This window comes from Gordonia sp. UCD-TK1, assembly GCF_001691435.1.
Lineage (GTDB): Bacteria > Actinomycetota > Actinomycetes > Mycobacteriales > Mycobacteriaceae > Gordonia > Gordonia hongkongensis.
Genome location: NZ_LZMP01000027.1, coordinates 1 through 16,984 on the forward strand (window position 1 = coordinate 1; position 16,984 = coordinate 16,984).

General features: G+C 68.2%; 20 protein-coding genes and 2 tRNA genes. 8 read left to right on the forward strand and 14 right to left on the reverse strand.

Annotation, left to right across the window (positions count from 1 at the left end; translation table 11 throughout):
• A partial coding sequence (locus A9310_RS25250; RefSeq protein ID WP_175401147.1) for a transposase occupies positions 1–527 on the forward strand: 527 nt, incomplete at its 5' end.
• Positions 528–683: 156 nt separating this feature from the next.
• Here the strand turns inward: A9310_RS25250 and A9310_RS15820 are convergent.
• The 5 genes from A9310_RS15820 to A9310_RS15840 all read right to left on the reverse strand — a co-directional run bounded on the left by A9310_RS15820 (position 684) and on the right by A9310_RS15840 (position 4,562).
• Positions 684–1,577 (reverse strand): hypothetical protein, encoded by an 894-nt coding sequence (locus A9310_RS15820; protein WP_065631453.1) that lies wholly within the window; start codon positions 1,575–1,577, stop codon positions 684–686.
• 62 nt (positions 1,578–1,639) lie between these two features.
• Positions 1,640–2,065, reverse strand: coding sequence for a pyridoxamine 5'-phosphate oxidase family protein (locus A9310_RS15825; protein WP_065631454.1), 426 nt, complete (start codon positions 2,063–2,065; stop codon positions 1,640–1,642).
• A gap of 68 nt (positions 2,066–2,133) precedes the next feature.
• Positions 2,134–2,886: an isocitrate lyase/phosphoenolpyruvate mutase family protein gene (locus tag A9310_RS15830; RefSeq protein ID WP_065631455.1), complete on the reverse strand. Its 753-nt coding sequence runs from the start codon at positions 2,884–2,886 to the stop codon at positions 2,134–2,136.
• 48 nt (positions 2,887–2,934) lie between these two features.
• A complete protein-coding gene (locus tag A9310_RS15835) occupies positions 2,935–3,582 on the reverse strand; it encodes a dihydrofolate reductase family protein (protein ID WP_058252064.1) in 648 nt (215 codons plus the stop codon).
• 119 nt (positions 3,583–3,701) lie between these two features.
• On the reverse strand, positions 3,702–4,562 hold the full coding sequence (locus A9310_RS15840; RefSeq protein WP_065631456.1) for an SDR family oxidoreductase: 861 nt from the start codon (positions 4,560–4,562) through the stop codon (positions 3,702–3,704).
• 108 nt (positions 4,563–4,670) lie between these two features.
• On the opposite strand from A9310_RS15840, the gene A9310_RS15845 reads away from it, so the two are divergent.
• From A9310_RS15845 to A9310_RS15860, 4 genes are all read left to right on the forward strand, one after another.
• Positions 4,671–5,060 carry a helix-turn-helix domain-containing protein gene (locus A9310_RS15845; RefSeq protein WP_065631457.1) on the forward strand — a complete coding sequence of 130 codons (390 nt, stop codon included), beginning with the start codon at positions 4,671–4,673 and terminating at the stop codon, positions 5,058–5,060.
• 60 nt (positions 5,061–5,120) lie between these two features.
• Positions 5,121–5,309: a hypothetical protein gene (locus A9310_RS15850; protein ID WP_058252067.1), complete on the forward strand. Its 189-nt coding sequence runs from the start codon at positions 5,121–5,123 to the stop codon at positions 5,307–5,309.
• A 126-nt stretch (positions 5,310–5,435) separates the two neighbouring features.
• Positions 5,436–5,508, forward strand: a tRNA-Asn gene (locus A9310_RS15855).
• A 122-nt stretch (positions 5,509–5,630) separates the two neighbouring features.
• Positions 5,631–5,704 (forward strand) — tRNA-Ile (locus A9310_RS15860).
• Between the two features lie 62 nt (positions 5,705–5,766).
• Here the strand turns inward: A9310_RS15860 and A9310_RS15865 are convergent.
• The 6 genes from A9310_RS15865 to A9310_RS15890 all read right to left on the reverse strand — a co-directional run bounded on the left by A9310_RS15865 (position 5,767) and on the right by A9310_RS15890 (position 12,079).
• On the reverse strand, positions 5,767–6,006 hold the full coding sequence (locus A9310_RS15865) for a three-helix bundle dimerization domain-containing protein (protein WP_058252068.1): 240 nt from the start codon (positions 6,004–6,006) through the stop codon (positions 5,767–5,769).
• A 98-nt stretch (positions 6,007–6,104) separates the two neighbouring features.
• Positions 6,105–6,662 carry a dihydrofolate reductase family protein gene (locus A9310_RS15870; protein WP_065631458.1) on the reverse strand — a complete coding sequence of 186 codons (558 nt, stop codon included), beginning with the start codon at positions 6,660–6,662 and terminating at the stop codon, positions 6,105–6,107.
• A gap of 115 nt (positions 6,663–6,777) precedes the next feature.
• Complete coding sequence (gene dnaG / locus A9310_RS15875; protein ID WP_065631459.1) at positions 6,778–8,700, reverse strand: DNA primase; 1,923 nt, start codon at positions 8,698–8,700, stop codon at positions 6,778–6,780.
• Positions 8,701–8,762: 62 nt separating this feature from the next.
• Positions 8,763–10,040 (reverse strand): deoxyguanosinetriphosphate triphosphohydrolase, encoded by a 1,278-nt coding sequence (locus A9310_RS15880; protein ID WP_139104639.1) that lies wholly within the window; start codon positions 10,038–10,040, stop codon positions 8,763–8,765.
• 31 nt (positions 10,041–10,071) lie between these two features.
• The gene (locus tag A9310_RS15885) at positions 10,072–10,557 is read right to left on the reverse strand and encodes a cold-shock protein (protein ID WP_058252071.1); all 486 of its coding nucleotides are present in this window, start codon (positions 10,555–10,557) and stop codon (positions 10,072–10,074) included.
• A gap of 136 nt (positions 10,558–10,693) precedes the next feature.
• Positions 10,694–12,079 (reverse strand): glycine--tRNA ligase, encoded by a 1,386-nt coding sequence (locus A9310_RS15890; RefSeq protein ID WP_004023004.1) that lies wholly within the window; start codon positions 12,077–12,079, stop codon positions 10,694–10,696.
• 193 nt (positions 12,080–12,272) lie between these two features.
• Here A9310_RS15890 and A9310_RS15895 point away from each other — a divergent pair, with 193 nt between their 5' ends.
• The 3 genes from A9310_RS15895 (at position 12,273) to A9310_RS15905 (ending at position 14,698) form a co-directional block, all read left to right on the forward strand.
• The gene (locus A9310_RS15895) at positions 12,273–13,811 is read left to right on the forward strand and encodes a M28 family metallopeptidase (protein WP_065631482.1); all 1,539 of its coding nucleotides are present in this window, start codon (positions 12,273–12,275) and stop codon (positions 13,809–13,811) included.
• A gap of 87 nt (positions 13,812–13,898) precedes the next feature.
• Positions 13,899–14,273, forward strand: coding sequence for a helix-turn-helix transcriptional regulator (locus A9310_RS15900; RefSeq protein WP_065631461.1), 375 nt, complete (start codon positions 13,899–13,901; stop codon positions 14,271–14,273).
• Entirely contained in the window at positions 14,270–14,698 is a 429-nt protein-coding gene (locus A9310_RS15905) for a Fur family transcriptional regulator (RefSeq protein ID WP_065631462.1), read from the forward strand. The genes A9310_RS15900 and A9310_RS15905 overlap by 4 nt, the downstream gene beginning before the upstream one ends.
• Before the next feature lie 238 nt (positions 14,699–14,936).
• On the opposite strand, the gene A9310_RS15910 is transcribed toward A9310_RS15905, so the two are convergent.
• Genes A9310_RS15910 through recO form a run of 3 tightly spaced genes read right to left on the reverse strand, consistent with a single transcriptional unit; the run spans position 14,937 to position 16,949 of the window.
• Positions 14,937–15,347, reverse strand: a complete 411-nt coding sequence (locus A9310_RS15910; RefSeq protein WP_065631463.1) for a hypothetical protein — start codon at positions 15,345–15,347, stop codon at positions 14,937–14,939.
• Positions 15,344–16,165, reverse strand: a complete 822-nt coding sequence (locus tag A9310_RS15915) for an isoprenyl transferase (protein ID WP_065631464.1) — start codon at positions 16,163–16,165, stop codon at positions 15,344–15,346. The genes A9310_RS15910 and A9310_RS15915 overlap by 4 nt, the downstream gene beginning before the upstream one ends.
• Positions 16,146–16,949 carry a DNA repair protein RecO gene (recO, locus tag A9310_RS15920; protein ID WP_065631465.1) on the reverse strand — a complete coding sequence of 268 codons (804 nt, stop codon included), beginning with the start codon at positions 16,947–16,949 and terminating at the stop codon, positions 16,146–16,148. Before recO ends, A9310_RS15915 begins: the two co-directional genes overlap by 20 nt.
• Positions 16,950–16,984 lie beyond the last annotated feature (35 nt).

The window sequence follows — 16,984 nt, forward strand, 5'->3', positions numbered from 1 at the left end:
ACTTGCCGGTACCAGCCGAGAAAGCTGATCTGTCCGGGCCGGCCGCGGCGTTCGTGCGCGCGGCGCGGTCGCTGCTCGACCGACACCGACTCGCCCAACAACAAGCCCGGTCTTTGGCCCGCGAACTCACACGACTGCTGAGCAAGCTGGTACCCACCCTGCTCTCGCGCCCGCAGATCGGGCCGATCACCGCCGCCCGCCTGGTGATCACCGCCGGTGACAACGTCGAGCGGATGGGCACCGAGGCACGGTTCGCCAAACTCGTCGGCGCCGCACCGTTACCGGCATCCTCAGGCAAAACCAGCCGTCACCGACTCAACCGGGGCGGGGACCGGCAAGCCAACAGTGCTCTGCACATGATCGCGGTCGGACGCATGAAATCCCACGCCCCCACCCGCGCCTACGTCGAGCGACGTTCCGCCGAACACAAAACGAAGAAAGACATCCTCCGCTGCCTCAAGCGATACATCGCCCGCGAAGTGTTCCGCGACCTCACCACCGACCTCGGAGCACTTGACAAGCTATAGGACCCTCTCGTCGCTAACGCTCCTCGCACCTCAGGGGGCAATGGTTAGGTCGTTCTTCGGATTCGGAAGGCGGTGATTGGACGCGCCCTCCACAAGCTCCGGGCGCTCCTCAGGGAGCGATAGGACTCGCTTCTTTCGGATCAGGGAGCCGAGGCCTCACAGCACCGCGAAGTCGTCCATCAGCCAGCGACCGTCCTGCTCCACGAGGGTGACCTTGACCCGCGACTGGTACGGGAATCCCTCGGGGAACTCCTGGGCGGTCTGCGGCGACTTCAGGGTCTGGTCCAGGGTGACCAGCACAACGGCCTTGCCGTCGTCGACGGACATGAGGCCCGCATTGTCGGCCGTCGCCGTCGACACCGATTCGGCCTCGGCGGATCCGCGGCGGGCGTCCTGCGAGGACTCGATGTAGGTCTGGGTGAACGCCGGCGTGGAGATCTCCCGGATGCGTCGGTCGAGGTCCGCGTAGTCGGCTGAGTTGTAGGTCGAGATCTCGGCCGCGTACCGCCGGGCGGTCTCGAGGAGGGACGTCGTCGTACCGGCCGACGCGCTCGACTCGGCGCGTTCATCGGCATCCACGTACGCCACGGCGAGCACCGCCGTCGACGCCGCGAGGACGACGACCGCCACGATCAGCGCGATCACCGCCCACGGCCGGCTGCCGACCGTCGAAGTCCAACCGGTCCACCGGCGGGAACCACTCCTACGCGCCGTGGCGGGATCGAGCTTGCGGGGGGTGCGGTCCCAGCCAGGGCGTGGGTCCGCGACCTCGGTCGTGGCGTCGTCGGACCCGTCGGCGTCGTCCGTATCGGCCGGCTCGTCGGCACCCGTGGGCTCGTCAGCCGGGCGTCGGCGCTCGGCCTTGCGGGCTGCTTTCGCCGCCTTCGCCTCGGCCTCGGCGCGGTACTTGTCGCGGTTACTGCGATTGGCCTGCAGGAACTCGTTGCCGTCGAGCGGGGTGACCTGCTCGCCCGTCGGCGATGTCTCCTGGTGAGACTCCGCGTCGACGGACTGTTCGGGCTGGTCGGACGTGGAACGCGACTTCGGCATGCGTTCAATGTAGCGAGACGTTCCCGACGGGTTCGTCTCGCTGCCGGATCACTGCCCGTCGGTCAGAGCGCACCGAGGTCCAGGGACACCCACTGTTTCGGTTCGAGGAACAGCTTGGTCTGGGGACCGTGATCCTTCTCGGCCATCTCCACGTAGGGGTCGACGGCCTGGGGCGGGAGGTAGCGCGCCGCCATCTCCTGCAGGTCGCCGCGGGTGCCCGGAACCATGTCGACCGCATCCCCCGACACGGCCACGTACATCAGCCGCGGCGACACCTCGTCGACCATGAGCGTGAACCGCCCGGCGGTTCGGATGAGCTGCAACTTGCGCGATTCGGTTCCGGTGAGCAGCCAGGGGCGACCGCCCGGCTCGTACTGGTACCACACCGGGACCGTGAGCGGCGCCCGGCCGGGCTCGGCTTCGACCGACAGCGCCGCGACATGGGGTTCGGACAGGAACGCTTCTCGTTCGGATTTCGTGAGTGCCATGATCCGACGGTAGTTCGGACCACCGACATTCTCCTCCGGGTTCGACGACCCGAAGGAGAGCGGTGTGACTACTTCCAGGGTTCGAGAACCTCGGCGGCGCGTTCGGCGAGCACCATCTGGAAGATCGGTCCGAAACTGACCCGGGCCACACCGAGTTCGGCCAGTGCCGCCTTGGTGTTCTTGGTCGGATGACCGATCGCGTTGACCGGCAACGGCAGTTCGCTGGTGAGCCGCTTCTGCGCGGCGTCGTCGTGGAAACCGACCGGGTACAGCACGTCTGCGCCGGCATCGGCAGCCAGCTTCATTCGCTCGATCGCCCGGTCGAGGCGGTCGGATTCGTCGCCGACCTGCTTGACGAACAGGTCGGTGCGCGCGTTGATCACCACGTGGACATCGGTGGCGTCGGACGCCGCCCGCAGCGCACCTACGAAATCGGCGTGCTCCTGTGGCTCGCGAAGGCGTCCGCCCTCGCTGTGCACGGTGTCCTCGATGTTCAGACCGACGGCACCCGCGGCGATCAGGCCGTCGATGAGCGTCTTCGGGTCCTCCCCGTAGCCGGACTCGATGTCGACGGAGATCGGGACGTCGACCGCCGCGGTGATCTGCCGGATGCGGGTAGTCAGTTCCTCGAACGTGATTCCTTCGTTGTCGGGCTTGCCGATCGAGTCCGACACCGGGTGACTGCCGACGGTGAGCGCGGTGAACCCGGCGGAGATCGCGAGGTTCGCCGACCAGGCGTCCCACACCGTGGGCAGGATGACCGGGTTTCCCGGTTGGTGGAGTTCGAGCAGAGTCGTGGCCTTGCCGGCGAGTTCCGTCATGGTCCCTACAACTACGCGAGTTCCCGGTCTCATTCCACCGGCATTGCGCTACTTGCGCCAGAACAAATGGTGCGTCACGCCACTGGTGCTCGGGACGGATTCGTGGTGATACCGGCCCTCGAGCTCCTCGGGTGACTCCCAGAGTTTGAGTCCGGCGCCGATCGTGACGGGTGCGACGGCGATGTGGAGGGTGTCGATGAGGTCGGCGTCGAGGAACTCCCGGACGGTGCTCACGCCGCCGCCGATACGTACGTCCTTGCCGTCCGCCGCGGCCTTCGCCTGCTCGGCGGCCTCGGCCGGGGTCGCGTCCAAGAAGTGAAACGTGGTGTCACTCAGCGTGAACGACGGCCGCACATGGTGCGTCAGTACGAAGACGGGAGTGTGGAACGGCGGCTCATCACCCCACCAGCCCTGCCACTCATGGTCGGTCCACGGTCCGCGCTGATAACCGAACTTGTTGCGGCCCATGATCTCCGCACCGATGTTATGAGCGAAGTCGCGGGTGAAATAGTCGTCGAGGCCGCGGGTGCCACCCGGGTCGGTCCGGTTGGGCCAGCTCGCGGTGGCGCCCGCCCACGACATCAGTTCCCACGGTTCGACGCGATCACCGAAGGGACGCTCGAACGTCTGGTTCTCCCCCGCCCCGACCCCATCTTGTGAGATCGAGAAGTTCTGGACTCTGAGTAGCTGTGGCATGGTTCGGCTTCCTTGTCGGTCGGCACGAGCAATCTATGCGGACAGACTCGGTGTCGCAGCCGAACTCATCGATGCGACTCGGCGCGGAGCACGCCGGACGCCGATCGTACGACGCCGGGTCAGGCGAGCGCCTGCGCGATGACCTCCGCGACGGGGGTCGACGACCGGCCGATGAGCGACTGGAGGTCGCCGGAGTCGGTGTCCAGCTCACCGCGGCTGATCCCGGCATCTGCGCCGGCCAGCATCGCGGCGACCGGTTCCGGCAGACCCGCGCTGACGAGAGCGGCCTGGTAGTCGGCTTCGGAGAGGTCGCGGTACTGGACGGTCGCACCCGATGCCACACCGATCGCTCGGGCGAATTCGCCGTAGGTCAGCCGCTCGTCACCACCCAACTCGTAGACCTTGCCGGCCTGGTCCGAGTCGGCGGTGAGGACCGCTGCGGCCGCAGCCGCGTAGTCGGCACGAGCGGCGGCAGCGAGTTTTCCCTCACMCGCGGCACCCAGGAGCGTTCCGGTCGCCGCCGCCTGCGGGATGGCGGCCAGGTAGTTCTCCCAGTACCAGCCGTTGCGCAGGATCACGGCGGGCACCGACGACTCGTTCAGTCGAGCTTCGGTGGCGACGTGCTCGGGAGCCAGACTCAGACCGCTCGTGTCGGCGTGCAGCAGGCTGGTGTAGGCGATCAGTTCGACGGAGTTGGCCTCCGCCGCCTCGATCACGTTGGTGTGCTGGGCAACACGTTGCCCGACCGCCGAACCCGAGACCAGCAGCAACTTGTCGACGCCGACGAGGGCGTCGACAAGTGATGCCGGATCGTCATAGTCGGCGACACGGACCGAAACGCCGTGCGACACGAGCTTCGAGGCCTTCGACTCGTCGCGGACTATCGCCACCACGTCGGCGGCGGCGATGCCCCGGGCGAGTAGTTCGTCGATTACGAGTCCGCCGAGCTGTCCCGTCGCGCCGGTCACTGCTGTGGTCATCTGATTCCTCATCTCTGTCGGTTGGACGACTCCCAGTATGCACTTACTTTTCGTAAGTGCAATACGAACTGTTAGCAAGGTCTCGTCGATTCGGCTACCGTTGAGCACGTGACCGAGATCAGCGACGAGTCCCTCGAGGCGGACGTTTTCGCCCGGGACTGCTCGTCCCGGACCACACTGCAGACCGTTACCGGACGCTGGGGCAGCCTCGTGCTGATCGCGTTGGGGGAGAGCAACTATCGATTCAGCGCGCTGCGGCGACGCGTCGACGGCGTGAGCGAACGGATGCTCTCGCAGACCCTGCAGAGCCTCGAACGCGACGGCATGATCGTGCGCACCGTCCTCGAAGCCATCCCGCCGAAGGTCGAGTACCACCTCACTCCGCTCGGCAGGCAGGTCGCCGACCAGTTGAGCGGCCTGATCGAACTCGTGCAGGACAACATGCCGACCGTCCGCGACGCCCAGGCCGACTACGACGAGCGACGCGGGGGCGACTGAAACCACTCTCGTCGGGTACACGTGGAGACGTAGGAGTCCGACGACGAGAGGAGCGTCCCGATGACGTCACCGGAAGCCGACCTGCCGGTCGAGGCCAACGAGGCCGATGCACTCGAGCAGGCCCAGACGGCAGCGCCCGATCCCGCTGAAGGTGTCAACCCCAGCGTGCCGTTCGAGGCCGACGACGCCGACGCCGCCGAACAGGCCACCGAGGTCGAGATCGACCCCGAGGACTACCCCCGGGAGTAGCGCAGCGGGCGGCCTGGCCGCCGCATGCGGCTGACCGCCCGTTTTGTCGTCCGACATGACCATGCGCTAAAGTCTGTCCTCGGTCCTGATGACGCGCTCCACGAGCGCCGAGCAGGTCCGAGGCAGTCCCCCATAGCTCAATTGGCAGAGCATTCGACTGTTAATCGAACGGTTACTGGTTCGAGTCCAGTTGGGGGAGCAAGAGGCCCGTCACCCGCGTCGGCAGGTGACGGGTTTTCTCGTCTTCGGCAGTCGTGCCGGTCCGCATTCATATGACCGTCGACCGTGCGGTAATGTCCAGCAGCGGGCTCTCGGGCCCACGGGGCGGTAGCTCAGTCGGTTAGAGCCGCGGACTCATAATCCGTAGGTCGCGGGTTCGAGCCCCGCCCGCCCCACGCACGAAAAGCGTTGTAGCACAGAGCGAGAGCAAACAATCCCCCGGCCGGGCCCGCAGCGCTCACTCACCCACTGTGGGTGGCACATCGGTCGAGTCGGCCATCACCGCAGAGCCACTGAGTGTCTCGTTGGCGCGGCGCTCGACCAGCAGCGGCACGAAGTCGCGCACGTCGGTGCCGTCGAAGTGTCGGTACGCGGCTTCGACCGCATCGGCCACTTCCTCGGGTTTTCTGTCGCCGTACATCCCGATCAGGCGGTGCTGAACCTCGGTGACCTGCCGGCGCTCGTCATTCGCGTCCACGCTCCCACGCTAGGCAGCGACCGGTCGTCTCGCAGTGTGGGAGGCAAACCGTCGTCGACTGTTCAGCTGGAGTTCGTCGCCGGCCGCCAGCACCGGGCTCATCGTTCGACGCGACACCAGTACTCGGTCTCACCGGGAATGGGCGTGAGTCTGACCTCGCCGCCCTCGGGACGGTCGAACAGCCGGACCCCCGCGCCCAGGAACACCGGGACGAAGAACACGAGCACCTCGTCGAGCAGCCCGTGATCGATCATCTGTCGCGCGACGTCGGCGCCGATGACGGTGACGTAGCCGTCGCCGGCCGTCCGGGCGGCGAGGTCGACCGCCTCGTGCAGATCCGAGACGAACGTGAAGCCGTCGACGGGGTCCGCCGGCGGGTTGTGTGTGAGAACGACGGCGGGACCGTCGTATTCGCCGCCGAACGCACCCTCGCGGTCGGTGCCCTTGTTGGGGTCATCGCCGCGGAACGACCGGTTGCCGACCAGCAGTGCGCCGGTGCCGCGCATCAACCGTGCGGCGGCATCGTCCGCTGCAGTGGACGCCGGCTGCCCGTCGGCGGGCACGTCGAAGAATCGGGTCAGCCACGACATGTCGCCACCGGGTCCGGCGATGAACCCGTCGAGTGATGCCGTCGCCGAGAAGATCGTTGTCGCCATGGATTCCTGCCTCCGTCGGTGGCGTGGGGGTACCGACGGGGTAGACCGGGCCGGAGACGGATACTCATCGGCCGCCGGCCCCGCGACCGTCGGCGCGAAGACCTACGCGGGTGTGTCAGCCCGCGTCGACGATCGGGTCGACAGCCTGTTCCAGCAGGCTACGACGATAGGCCTCGAGCGCCACGAGATCACCGAAGACCGCGTTGTAGCCGTCGGGGTCGTCGCTGGGTGCCATCCGGCGCAGACGCGACTTGATGTCGGCGATCTGCGAGCCCACCCACACCTCCTGCAACCGTGCGAGCACGCTGGAGATGTAGCGGGCGATGTTGTCCTCGTCGACCGGCATCGATTCGACGGCGAGTTCGGTCACGAGCGGATCGATGATCGGGTCGTCGACGGCATTGCGCACCGCGTCGACCCAGGCCGCGCCACCCAGACCGGACGACGTCCCGCCGAGCCCGGTCATCGCCTGGCGGATGATCGCGTAGGCCGGCTCGTTGAAGCACTCGACGGGCAGCGAGTCGAAGACCGTGCCGGCGATCGCCGGATACTGCAGCGCCGCCTTCAGCGCTTCCCGCTGCGGCCACAGGCGCGGGTCGTTGGGCTGGGGGCGGGCCGACGTCGGCGCGGCCTCCGCCTCCGGCCGATTACGAGCACCGCGACCGCTCCCCCGACTGCCGGAGTTACTGACGCCCTGCGCCTTTCGAATTCTCGCGCCTTCTTCGCGGACTCTGCCGAGAACCTGGGAGACCTCCTCCCAACCGACCCAACCCGCCAGCTGGCGGGCGTACTCGTCACGCAGCGCGATGTCCTTGATCCGGGCGACCACCGGGACGGTGTCGCGCAACGCGTGGACGCGGCCCTCGGCGGTGTCGAGGTCGTGGCCGGCGAGGAGGGCCTTGATCGCGAACTCGAACATCGGCACCCGACGCGCGACCAGGTCGCGGACGGCGGCGTCGCCCTTCTCCTGCCGGAGTTCGCAGGGGTCCATGCCGTCGGGCGCGATCGCCACGAACGTCTGCCCCGAGATGGACTGTTCGCCCTCGAAGGCCTTAAGCGCGGCTGCTTTTCCGGCATCGTCCCCGTCGAAGGTGTAGATCACCTCGCCGCGGAAGTACGAGTCGTCCATCATCAGCCGCCGGATGAGGGCGAGGTGGTCCTCACCGAATGCGGTGCCACACGAGGCGACCGCGGTGGTGACGCCGGCCAGATGCATCGCCATGACGTCGGTGTAGCCCTCGACGACCACCACCTGATGCCCCTTGGCGATGCTCTTCTTCGCGTGATCGAGACCGAACAGCACCTGAGACTTCTTGTACAGCATGGTCTCCGGCGTGTTCATGTACTTGCCGAGGTTGTCGTCGTCGAACAGTTTGCGGGCGCCGAACCCGATGATGTCCCCGCCGAGGTTGCGGATCGGCCACAGGAGACGGCGATGGAAGCGGTCGATCGGCCCCTTGCGTCCTTGCTTGGACAGACCGGCGGCCTCGAGTTCGCTGAACTCGAAGCCCTGCGAAAGCAGCGCCTTGGTCATCGTGTCCCAGCCGGCAGGTGCGTAACCGCAACCGAATTGGACGGCCGCCACCGCATCGAAGTCGCGTTCCTTGAGGTAGTCGCGCGCGGGCTGCGCCTCGGGTGACTGCAGCGCGGCCGCGTAGAACTTGGCCGCGGCGGCGTTGGCGGCCACCAGTCGCGCGCGGGTGCCGCGGTCCCGCTTGATGGCGGTACCGCCGCCCTCGTAGTTGATCTGGTAGCCGATCCGATCGGCGAGCTGCTCGACCGCCTCGACGAAGCTGATGTGCTCCTGCTTCTGCAGGAAGCTGTACACGTCGCCGCCTTCGCCGCAGCCGAAGCAGTGGAAGTGGCCGTGATTGGGACGGACGTGGAACGACGGCGACTTCTCGTCGTGGAAGGGGCACAGACCCTTGAGGCTGTCGGCACCGGCGCGCCGGAGGGCGACGTAGTCGCCGACGATGTCCTCGATCCTCGTCTGCTCACGGATCGCCGTGATGTCGCGATCGGGAATTCGGCCTGCCACGCGACCAGTGTAGTGACGCCGGTGAGGCCGCCCGGCCGGGTGCTTCGTCGACCATGCGCGGCCTACCCCAGATGCGCCTGGGCCCCCGAATTGTGCTTGTCGGTGCGCTCGAGCCGGCCTTCGGTCATGGACGCGATCTGGTCGACGATGACCCGCATGCGGGCGGCATCGTCGGACGCGGCGTTCCACCACGGCACGAAGATCGGGTCCAGGCCCCCGGGCGCCGCCTCGGCGAACCAGTTCGCGACCCGGTGGATGCGTTCCCGCTGACGACGCTGTGTCGCCTTGTGCCGCTCGTTGGAGAAGATGAAGCGCAGTGCCAGGGTCTTGAGCATCGACACCTCGGCGGCGATGAGTTCCGGCACCTCGAGGTCGGCATCGTAGCGCGAGACCGGCCGGTCGCCGACCACCTCGCGGGTGCCGGTGATCGCGGCCGACGCGAAGCGGCCGATGAACTCACTCGTCAACCGCTTGAGCGCGACATAGGAGTCGAGCGTGCCGTCGAAGACACCCACCGACCGCACGATGTCCATCCGGTGCAGGCGGGCGGCGGCGTCGACGAGGGCCGCGGGATCGAGACCCGGGAATTCCTTGGCGCCGATGTCGGCGAGAGCGCGCTGATCCTGCGGATCGCCGAGGGTCCGCAGGTCGATCCGGCCACCGATGACGCCGTCCTCGAGGTCGTGCACGGAGTACGCCACGTCGTCGGACCAGTCCATGATCTGCGCCTCGACGCACTGTCGGGTCCCGGGCGCGCCTCGGCGAATCCACGCCAGCATGGCGGCATCGTCGTCGTAGGCCCCGAACTTGCCTCCGGGTGTGCGTCGGGTCCACGGATACTTCAGGGTCGCGTCCAGGGACGCACGGGTGAGGTTGAGACCGGCGCTGCGCCCGTCGGCATCGAGCAGCTTGGGCTCGAGCCGCGTCAGGATGCGCAGGTTCTGGGCGTTGCCCTCGAAACCACCGTGCTCCGCCGCCACCTCGTCGAGCGCACGTTCGCCGTTGTGTCCGTAGGGCGGATGACCGATGTCGTGGGCGAGTCCGGCAAGCTCGACGAGGTCGGGTTCGGCGCCGAGACCGATGGCGATCCCCCGGCCGATCTGCCCGACCTCGAGCGAATGCGTGAGCCGGGTACGGGGCGTGTCGCCCTCGCGCGGACCGACGACCTGCGTCTTGTCGGCCAGCCTGCGCAGGGCGGCCGAGTGCAGGACCCGCGCACGGTCCCGCGCGAAGTCGCTTCGATGGTCGGTCCGGGTGCCGGGCAGACTAGCGACCTTGGCGCCCTCGGGCACGAACCGCTCGACGGCCTCGTCGCCGTAGGTTGCCACCGTCGGGAGCACATRCCCGACCGTCTCGGGACCCTGTCGGGTGCTAGTCAAGCACCCAGCCCCGGGCGACGGCGAAGTCGGTGACCCGCTGCCTGATCGCCACGATCTGACGAGCCGTGAGGGCGCCGTCGGCGTCGAGGAGCAGCTCGGTGAGCTCTTCGGTGAACGCGGCGGCATCCAGCGAGCCGCCCCCGCCGCGCGGACGACGACTGCCGCGGTCGTCGTGACGTCCGCGGTCGCCCCGGTCCCCACGATCACGGTCGCGGCCGTGGTGCTCGTCGCGGCGGTGCGCCCGTGCGCCGGCGGTGTCGTCGGCCGGCGCGGCCTCGGTCACCGCGACGTTGACGGCCTTGGAACCGCGGTCGGTCTCCTCGATGTCGAAGGACACCTTGGCACCCGGTTTCAACGAGTTCTCGTCGATGTCGATGTCGTTGATGTGGAGGAACACATCGGCGCCGCCCGATTCCGGCGCCAAGAACCCGAATCCCCGATTCGCGTCGTAATGAACGACTTTCCCGCTGACAGACACGACTCCACTCACTCTCTCGTCGCGCGCACGACGGACCCCATGCCCTACTCCACGCGACAACTCGTCATCGATTGTGACAGACATCCGCAGGTCAGGCGGAATCGTGAACACCCGGCCCGCGCGGCCGGGAGCAGGATCAGGCGCCGAGCAGCTTGCCGCCGAGATACTCGGCGACCTTGTCGAGCGCGACCCGCTCCTGGCTCATGGTGTCCCGTTCGCGCACCGTGACGGCCTGGTCGTCGAGGGTGTCGAAGTCGACCGTCACGCAGAACGGCGTGCCGATCTCGTCCTGCCGGCGGTACCGCTTGCCGATGCCCTGTGCGTCGTCGAACTCGACGTTCCAGTGCTTGCGGAGTTCGGCGGCGAGGTCGCGGGCCTTCGGCGAGAGCTTCTCGTTGCGCGAGAGCGGCAGCACGGCGACCTTGATCGGGGCCAGCCGGCGGTCGAGCCGCAGCACCGTCCGAGTGTCGGTGCCGCCCTTCGCGTTCGGCACCTCCTCCTCGGTGTAGGCGTCACACAGGAAGGCCATCAGCGAGCGGGTCAGGCCGGCCGCCGGCTCGATCACGAACGGTGTGTAGCGCTCACCCGACGCCTGGTCGAAGAACGACAGGTCCTCCCCCGAGTGCTTGCTGTGGGTGGACAGGTCGTAGTCGGTCCGGTTGGCGACACCCTCGAGCTCACCCCACGGGTTGCCGGTGAACCCGAACTTGTACTCCACGTCCACGGTCCGCTTGGAGTAGTGCGACAACTTCTCCTTCGGGTGGTCGTAGAGCCGCAGGTTCTCCGGATCGATGCCCAGGTTGACGTACCAGTCGAAGCGCTGGTCGATCCAGTACTGGTGCCATTCCTCGTCCTCGCCCGGCTTGACGAAGAACTCCATCTCCATCTGCTCGAACTCGCGGGTGCGGAAGATGAAGTTGCCCGGCGTGATCTCGTTGCGGAAGCTCTTGCCGATCTGCGCGATGCCGAACGGCGGCTTCTTGCGCGCGGTGGTCATCACGTTCTTGAAGTTCACGAAGATGCCCTGCGCGGTCTCGGGACGCAGGTAATGCAGACCCTCTTCGTCGTCGACGGGCCCGAGGAACGTCTTCATCAGACCGCTGAAGGCCTTGGGTTCGGTCCAGTTGCCGGGCTGCCCGGTCTCCGGGTCGTTGATGTCGGCCAGACCGTTGGCCGGCGGGTGCCCGTGCTTGGCCTCGTAGGCCTCGATGAGATGGTCGGCGCGGTAGCGCTTGTGGGTGTGCAGCGACTCGACCAGCGGGTCGGTGAACACCTCGACGTGGCCCGAGGCCTCCCACACCTGACGCGGCAGGATGACCGACGAGTCCAGGCCGACGACGTCCTCGCGGCTGATGACCATCGTGCGCCACCACTGCCGCTTGATGTTCTCCTTGAGCTCGACGCCGAGCGGGCCGTAGTCCCACGCCGATTTGGTACCGCCGTAGATCTCACCGCACTGGTACACCAGGCCCCGGCGCTTGGCGAGGTTGACGACGGATTCCACATTGGACTGGGCGGCCACGGTTAACTGCTCTCCACGGGTTGAGGTGTTCGGCTGGGACGGTCGTGCTGACGCTCGGTGCTCGACGTGCATCCACCAGATGCGGGCGGCAACCCGTACAGACTACCGAGCACGTGTGCCGTTTCCCGAAACCACCGGCAACGGTGCACCCGTCGGACCCACATGCACGGACGGGAACTGCCAGAGTGGCAGGGTGATCGTTCGCATACGACGACGCGTCGGCGTCCCCCCATCGGCCCGCGGGCGTCGGCCGGTCCTCGCCTCGGCCGGCCTCGCACTGACACTGGCACTGGCCGTGGGGTGTTCGTCCGAGCAGCCCGCCGAGCCCGAGCGACCCTCGTCGGCGCCGGTGTCGACGCCCTCTCCCGAACCGCCGATCGGCGAGGTCACCCCGGCCGCGCTGGCCGAGGCCGTCACCCTCGACAACGTGATGGCCCACGTTCGCGCGCTGGCCCAGATCGCCGACAACCACGGCGGCAACCGTGCGGCCGGCACGCCCGGATACGACGCCTCGCTGGACTACGTCGCCGGGCTCCTCCGCACGGCGGGCTTCGACGTGACGACGCCGCCCGTCGAGTACGAGCGCTTCGACGCCGGGCCGGTCAGCCTCACCGCCGACGGCCTGAAGGTCGCCACCCGCGTCGTCGAGTATTCGGCCGGAACCGGCGACACCCCGGTCGCCGGGGCCCCGGTCGCCGTCAACGGTCTCGGCTGCGCGAGCACCGACTTTCCGGCCGCGACGCGTGGTGCGATCGCCGTCATCACCCGAGGTACCTGCACCTTCGCCGACAAGGCACGGAATGCGGAGTCGGCCGGCGCGGTCGGGGTCGTCATGGTCAACAACGAACCCGGCCCGCTCACCGGCGCCACCCTGGGGCCGGACGACCGCCCGGGGATCCCGGTCCTCGGCATCGCGGGCGACGACGCCGARCGGGTGCGGTCGGCGCGATCGGTCGCGCTTGCGGTCGAGGCGAAGACCACCGGCATCACCACGCGCAACCTGATCGCCGAGACCCGGACGGGCACCGGCGACGACGTCGTCATGGCCGGGGCACACCTCGACAGCGTCGCCGAGGGACCCGGTATGAACGACAACGCCAGCGGCTCCGCGGCCGTGCTCGAGACGGCTCTACGACTCGGATCGTCACCCCGTGTCCCGCACCGCGTGCGATTCGCGTTCTGGGGCGCGGAGGAGGACGGGCTCGTGGGTTCCACCGAGTACGTCCGGGGACTCGACCCGGCCGCGCGTACAGCGGTGGCCCTCTACCTGAACTTCGACATGCTCGCCTCACCCAACGGCGGGTACTTCACCTACGACGGCGACGACTCCGAGCGTCAGGGAGCCGGTCCCGGCCCGGACGGCTCCGGGGGCATCGAGCGGACCTTCGAGAAGTTCTACGCCGACCGCGGCATCCCCCTCGCCCCCGACGACTTCGACGGCCGCTCCGATTACGGCCCGTTCATCGCGGTGGGCATCCCCTCCGGCGGGGTGTTCACCGGCGCGGAAACCGAGAAGGACGAAGCGCAGGCGGAGATGTGGGGCGGCCGGGCCGGCGAACCCTTCGACCCCGACTATCACACCGCGCGCGACACCCTCGACAACCTGAACACCGACCTGCTGGCCGTCAACTCGGGTGCGGTCGCGTCCGCGGTCGCGACCTACGCGTTGTCGACCGCAGGAGCGGACGGGGTCCCGACGCCGGCCGAGCGCCGACGTGCAGACGAGGGCTGACCAGCGGCGACACCAGTGGCATGGATTGAAAACCATTTCCGATAGAATGGCCGGATCAGTGGCGCGAGCCAGACGAGGAGGAGCGTGATGTCGACGCAACCGTTGGACGGGCCCGGACCGATCGAAGCGGCCGATGCCGCAGCGCGGGAAGCCGCCGCCGACCTCCTGCGCGCCCTCGCCTCCCCCACCCGCGTCGCCATCGTGCTGTCCCTACGGGAGCGGGTGCAATGCGTCCACGAACTCGTCGGGCACCTGGGCTTGAGTCAGCCACTGGTCAGCCAGCACCTGCGCGTGCTCAAGGACGCCGGTGTGGTGCGAGGCCAGCGCAACGGTCGTGAGATCACCTACGAACTCCTCGACGACCACGTCGCGCACATCGTCGGCGATGCGCTGATCCACGCGAACGAGACCACCGACGGCCGCGCCGTGCCGTCCGATGCGTCCCGGGCGGTGAACGAATGAGTGGCGTCGCATCGGGCCCGCAGCCGGTCACCGGCATCCGGTCGACGCGCCAACGCGCTGCGATCGCCGACGCCCTGGCCGGCACCGAGGACTTCTGCTCCGCGCAGGAACTGCACGAGATCCTCAAGGCCCGGGGCGAATCCATCGGCCTGACGACGGTGTACCGCAATCTGCAGGCGCTGAGTCAGGCCGGCCAGATCGATGTCCTGTGGGACGGTTCCGGTGAGACCCGATACCGCCATTGTTCGTCGGGACACCACCACCATCTCGTGTGCCGGGAGTGCGGCACCACCGTCGAGGTCCAGGCCGAACCGGTCGAACGCTGGGCCGCGAAGATCGCCGCCCAGCACGGCTTCTCCGACATCAACCACACCGTCGAGGTCTTCGGGCGCTGCGCGGACTGCCGGACCACCGAGAAGGACTGAGCGGGCGGAACGAGCCCGCCTCCGCTCCCCGATCCGAAAAACCGCAAACTACTGCTCCCTGAGGTGCGAGGAGCGCTAGCGACGAGCCACGAAGGGTCCTGGCGAGACACGTTGCGGCCCTTCGTGGCTCGCTTCGCGCGCACCTCAGGGAGCATAGGTCGCGCTCAACGCCTCAGGGAGCATTGGTCGTGCTCAACGCTTCTCAGTCCTCAGGAAGCGGGATCCGATGTCGCCAGACTCAAGCAGAAGTCGGGCCCACCAGCCGTTCGGCGGCGTCGACACCGGCGGCGAGGACGATGTGCAGGACCGTCAGCAGCGGCACGTCGTCGAGCTGGCTCGCCGGAAACGTGTAGTACTGCAACACATCCGTGGTGACGCCTGCGCGATCGGACCGCCGGAGGCTGCCGAAGCTGAGCTGGGCGGCGCACGCCTCGACGTCGTCCCGGAGTGTCGGGGTGTTGGGCAGGTCCATCGCGACCATCTGCGTCAGGGCCAGCACGTCGAGCCCGTCGGCCAGCGTGAGCACGCGGATGGAGGCACGCGTCGGACCGACCTGCACGACGAGGGAGTCGGCGTCGGGTCGGTCGACGGAACCGAGTTCGGCGACGATCTGCGCGGTCCGGTCGAGGAGCGCGGCGGCGTCGGTCACGACGGCTTCACCCCGCCGAATCGCCGGTCGCGCGAGGCGTATTCGAGGCAGGCCGCCCACAGATCACGCCGATCGAAGTCCGGGAAGAGCTTCTCTTGATAGACCATCTCGGCGTACGCGGACTGCCACAGCAGGAAGTTCGAGATCCGCTGCTCCCCCGACGGACGCAGGAACAGGTCGACGTCGGGCATGTCCGGCTCGTCGAGGTACCGCGCGAAGGTCGACTCCGAGATGCGCTCCGGGTCGATCTCGCCGCGCGCCGCGCGTCGCGCGATCTCCCGTGCGGCGTCGGCGATCTCGGCACGACCGCCGTAGTTGACGCACATCGTGAGCGTCATGACGGTGTTGTCGCGGGTCATCTCCTCGGCGATCTCGAGTTCCCGGATCACGCTGCGCCACAACCGGGGTCGGCGTCCGGCCCAACGCACCCGGACGCCCATCTCGTGCATCTCATCGCGTCGACGGCGGATGACGTCGCGGTTGAAGCCCATGAGGAACTTCACCTCGTCGGGGCTGCGCGACCAGTTCTCGGTGGAGAACGCGTAGGCGGAGAGCCAGCCGACCCCCAATTCGATACAGCCGCAGACGGTGTCCATCAACACGGCCTCGCCGCGCTTGTGCCCCTCGGTGCGCGGGAGCCCGCGGTCGGTGGCCCAGCGCCCGTTCCCGTCCATCACCAGCGCCACGTGCTGGGGCACGAACTCCGCGGGGATCGCCGGGGGCCGGGCACCGCTCGGATGCGGATCGGGGGGACGGACATCCGTCCGGAGGCTCGCGGCCTTGCGTCCCTTCGCCGAACTACCCGGCCGCAACGCCATCGTCGACCCTCCTCACGCCCGTGTCCACACCCGTCTCCATCAGCCTATGAGGGGCGGTGCGTTCGATCAGCGGCAGGGTTCGGAGCTGGCGTTCCAGATGCCACTGCAGATGCGCGGCGGTGAGTCCGCTGGCCTGTCGACGCAGCGACGGCGTGGCGTCGACGACCTCATCCCACCGACCCCGGAACAGGGCTTCCATGAGGTCGAGCACGCCGGGCGAGGGGGTCGCCGATCCGGGTGGCCGGCACGGCAGACAGACGGCGCCGCCGGCGGCGACGTGGAAAGCGCGGTGAGGACCGGGTGTCGCGCACCGCGCGCACTCCTCGAGCGCCGGCATCCAGCCCGCGCTGTACATCGCGCGCAGCAGGTAGGCGTCGAGGATCAGCTCACGCGGCCGGCGGTCGTCGGCCAGCGCGGCCAGCGCCCCGACCGTCAGCCGGTGCAGCTGACGAGTGGGCGCTCGTTCCTCACCCGCGAGCCGTTCCGCGGTCTCGAGGACCGCGCAGGCCGTGGTGTAGCGCCCGTAGTCGGCGACGATGGCGTCGGTGAAGGCGTGCAGGCTGTGCACCTGGGTGACCACGTCGAGGCTGCGGCCGGGATACAGATGTACGTCGATGTGGGCGAAGGGTTCGAGCCGGGCGCCGAACTTGGACCGCGTCCGCCGCACGCCCTTGGCGACCGCGCGCACGAGACCGTGCTCGGCGGTGAGCAGCGTGATGATGCGGTCGGCTTCGCCCAGCTTGTGCTGGCGCAGCACGACGGCCTCATCCCGGTAGAACCTCACCGGGACATTCTCCCATCGGGTACCGACACGACGTG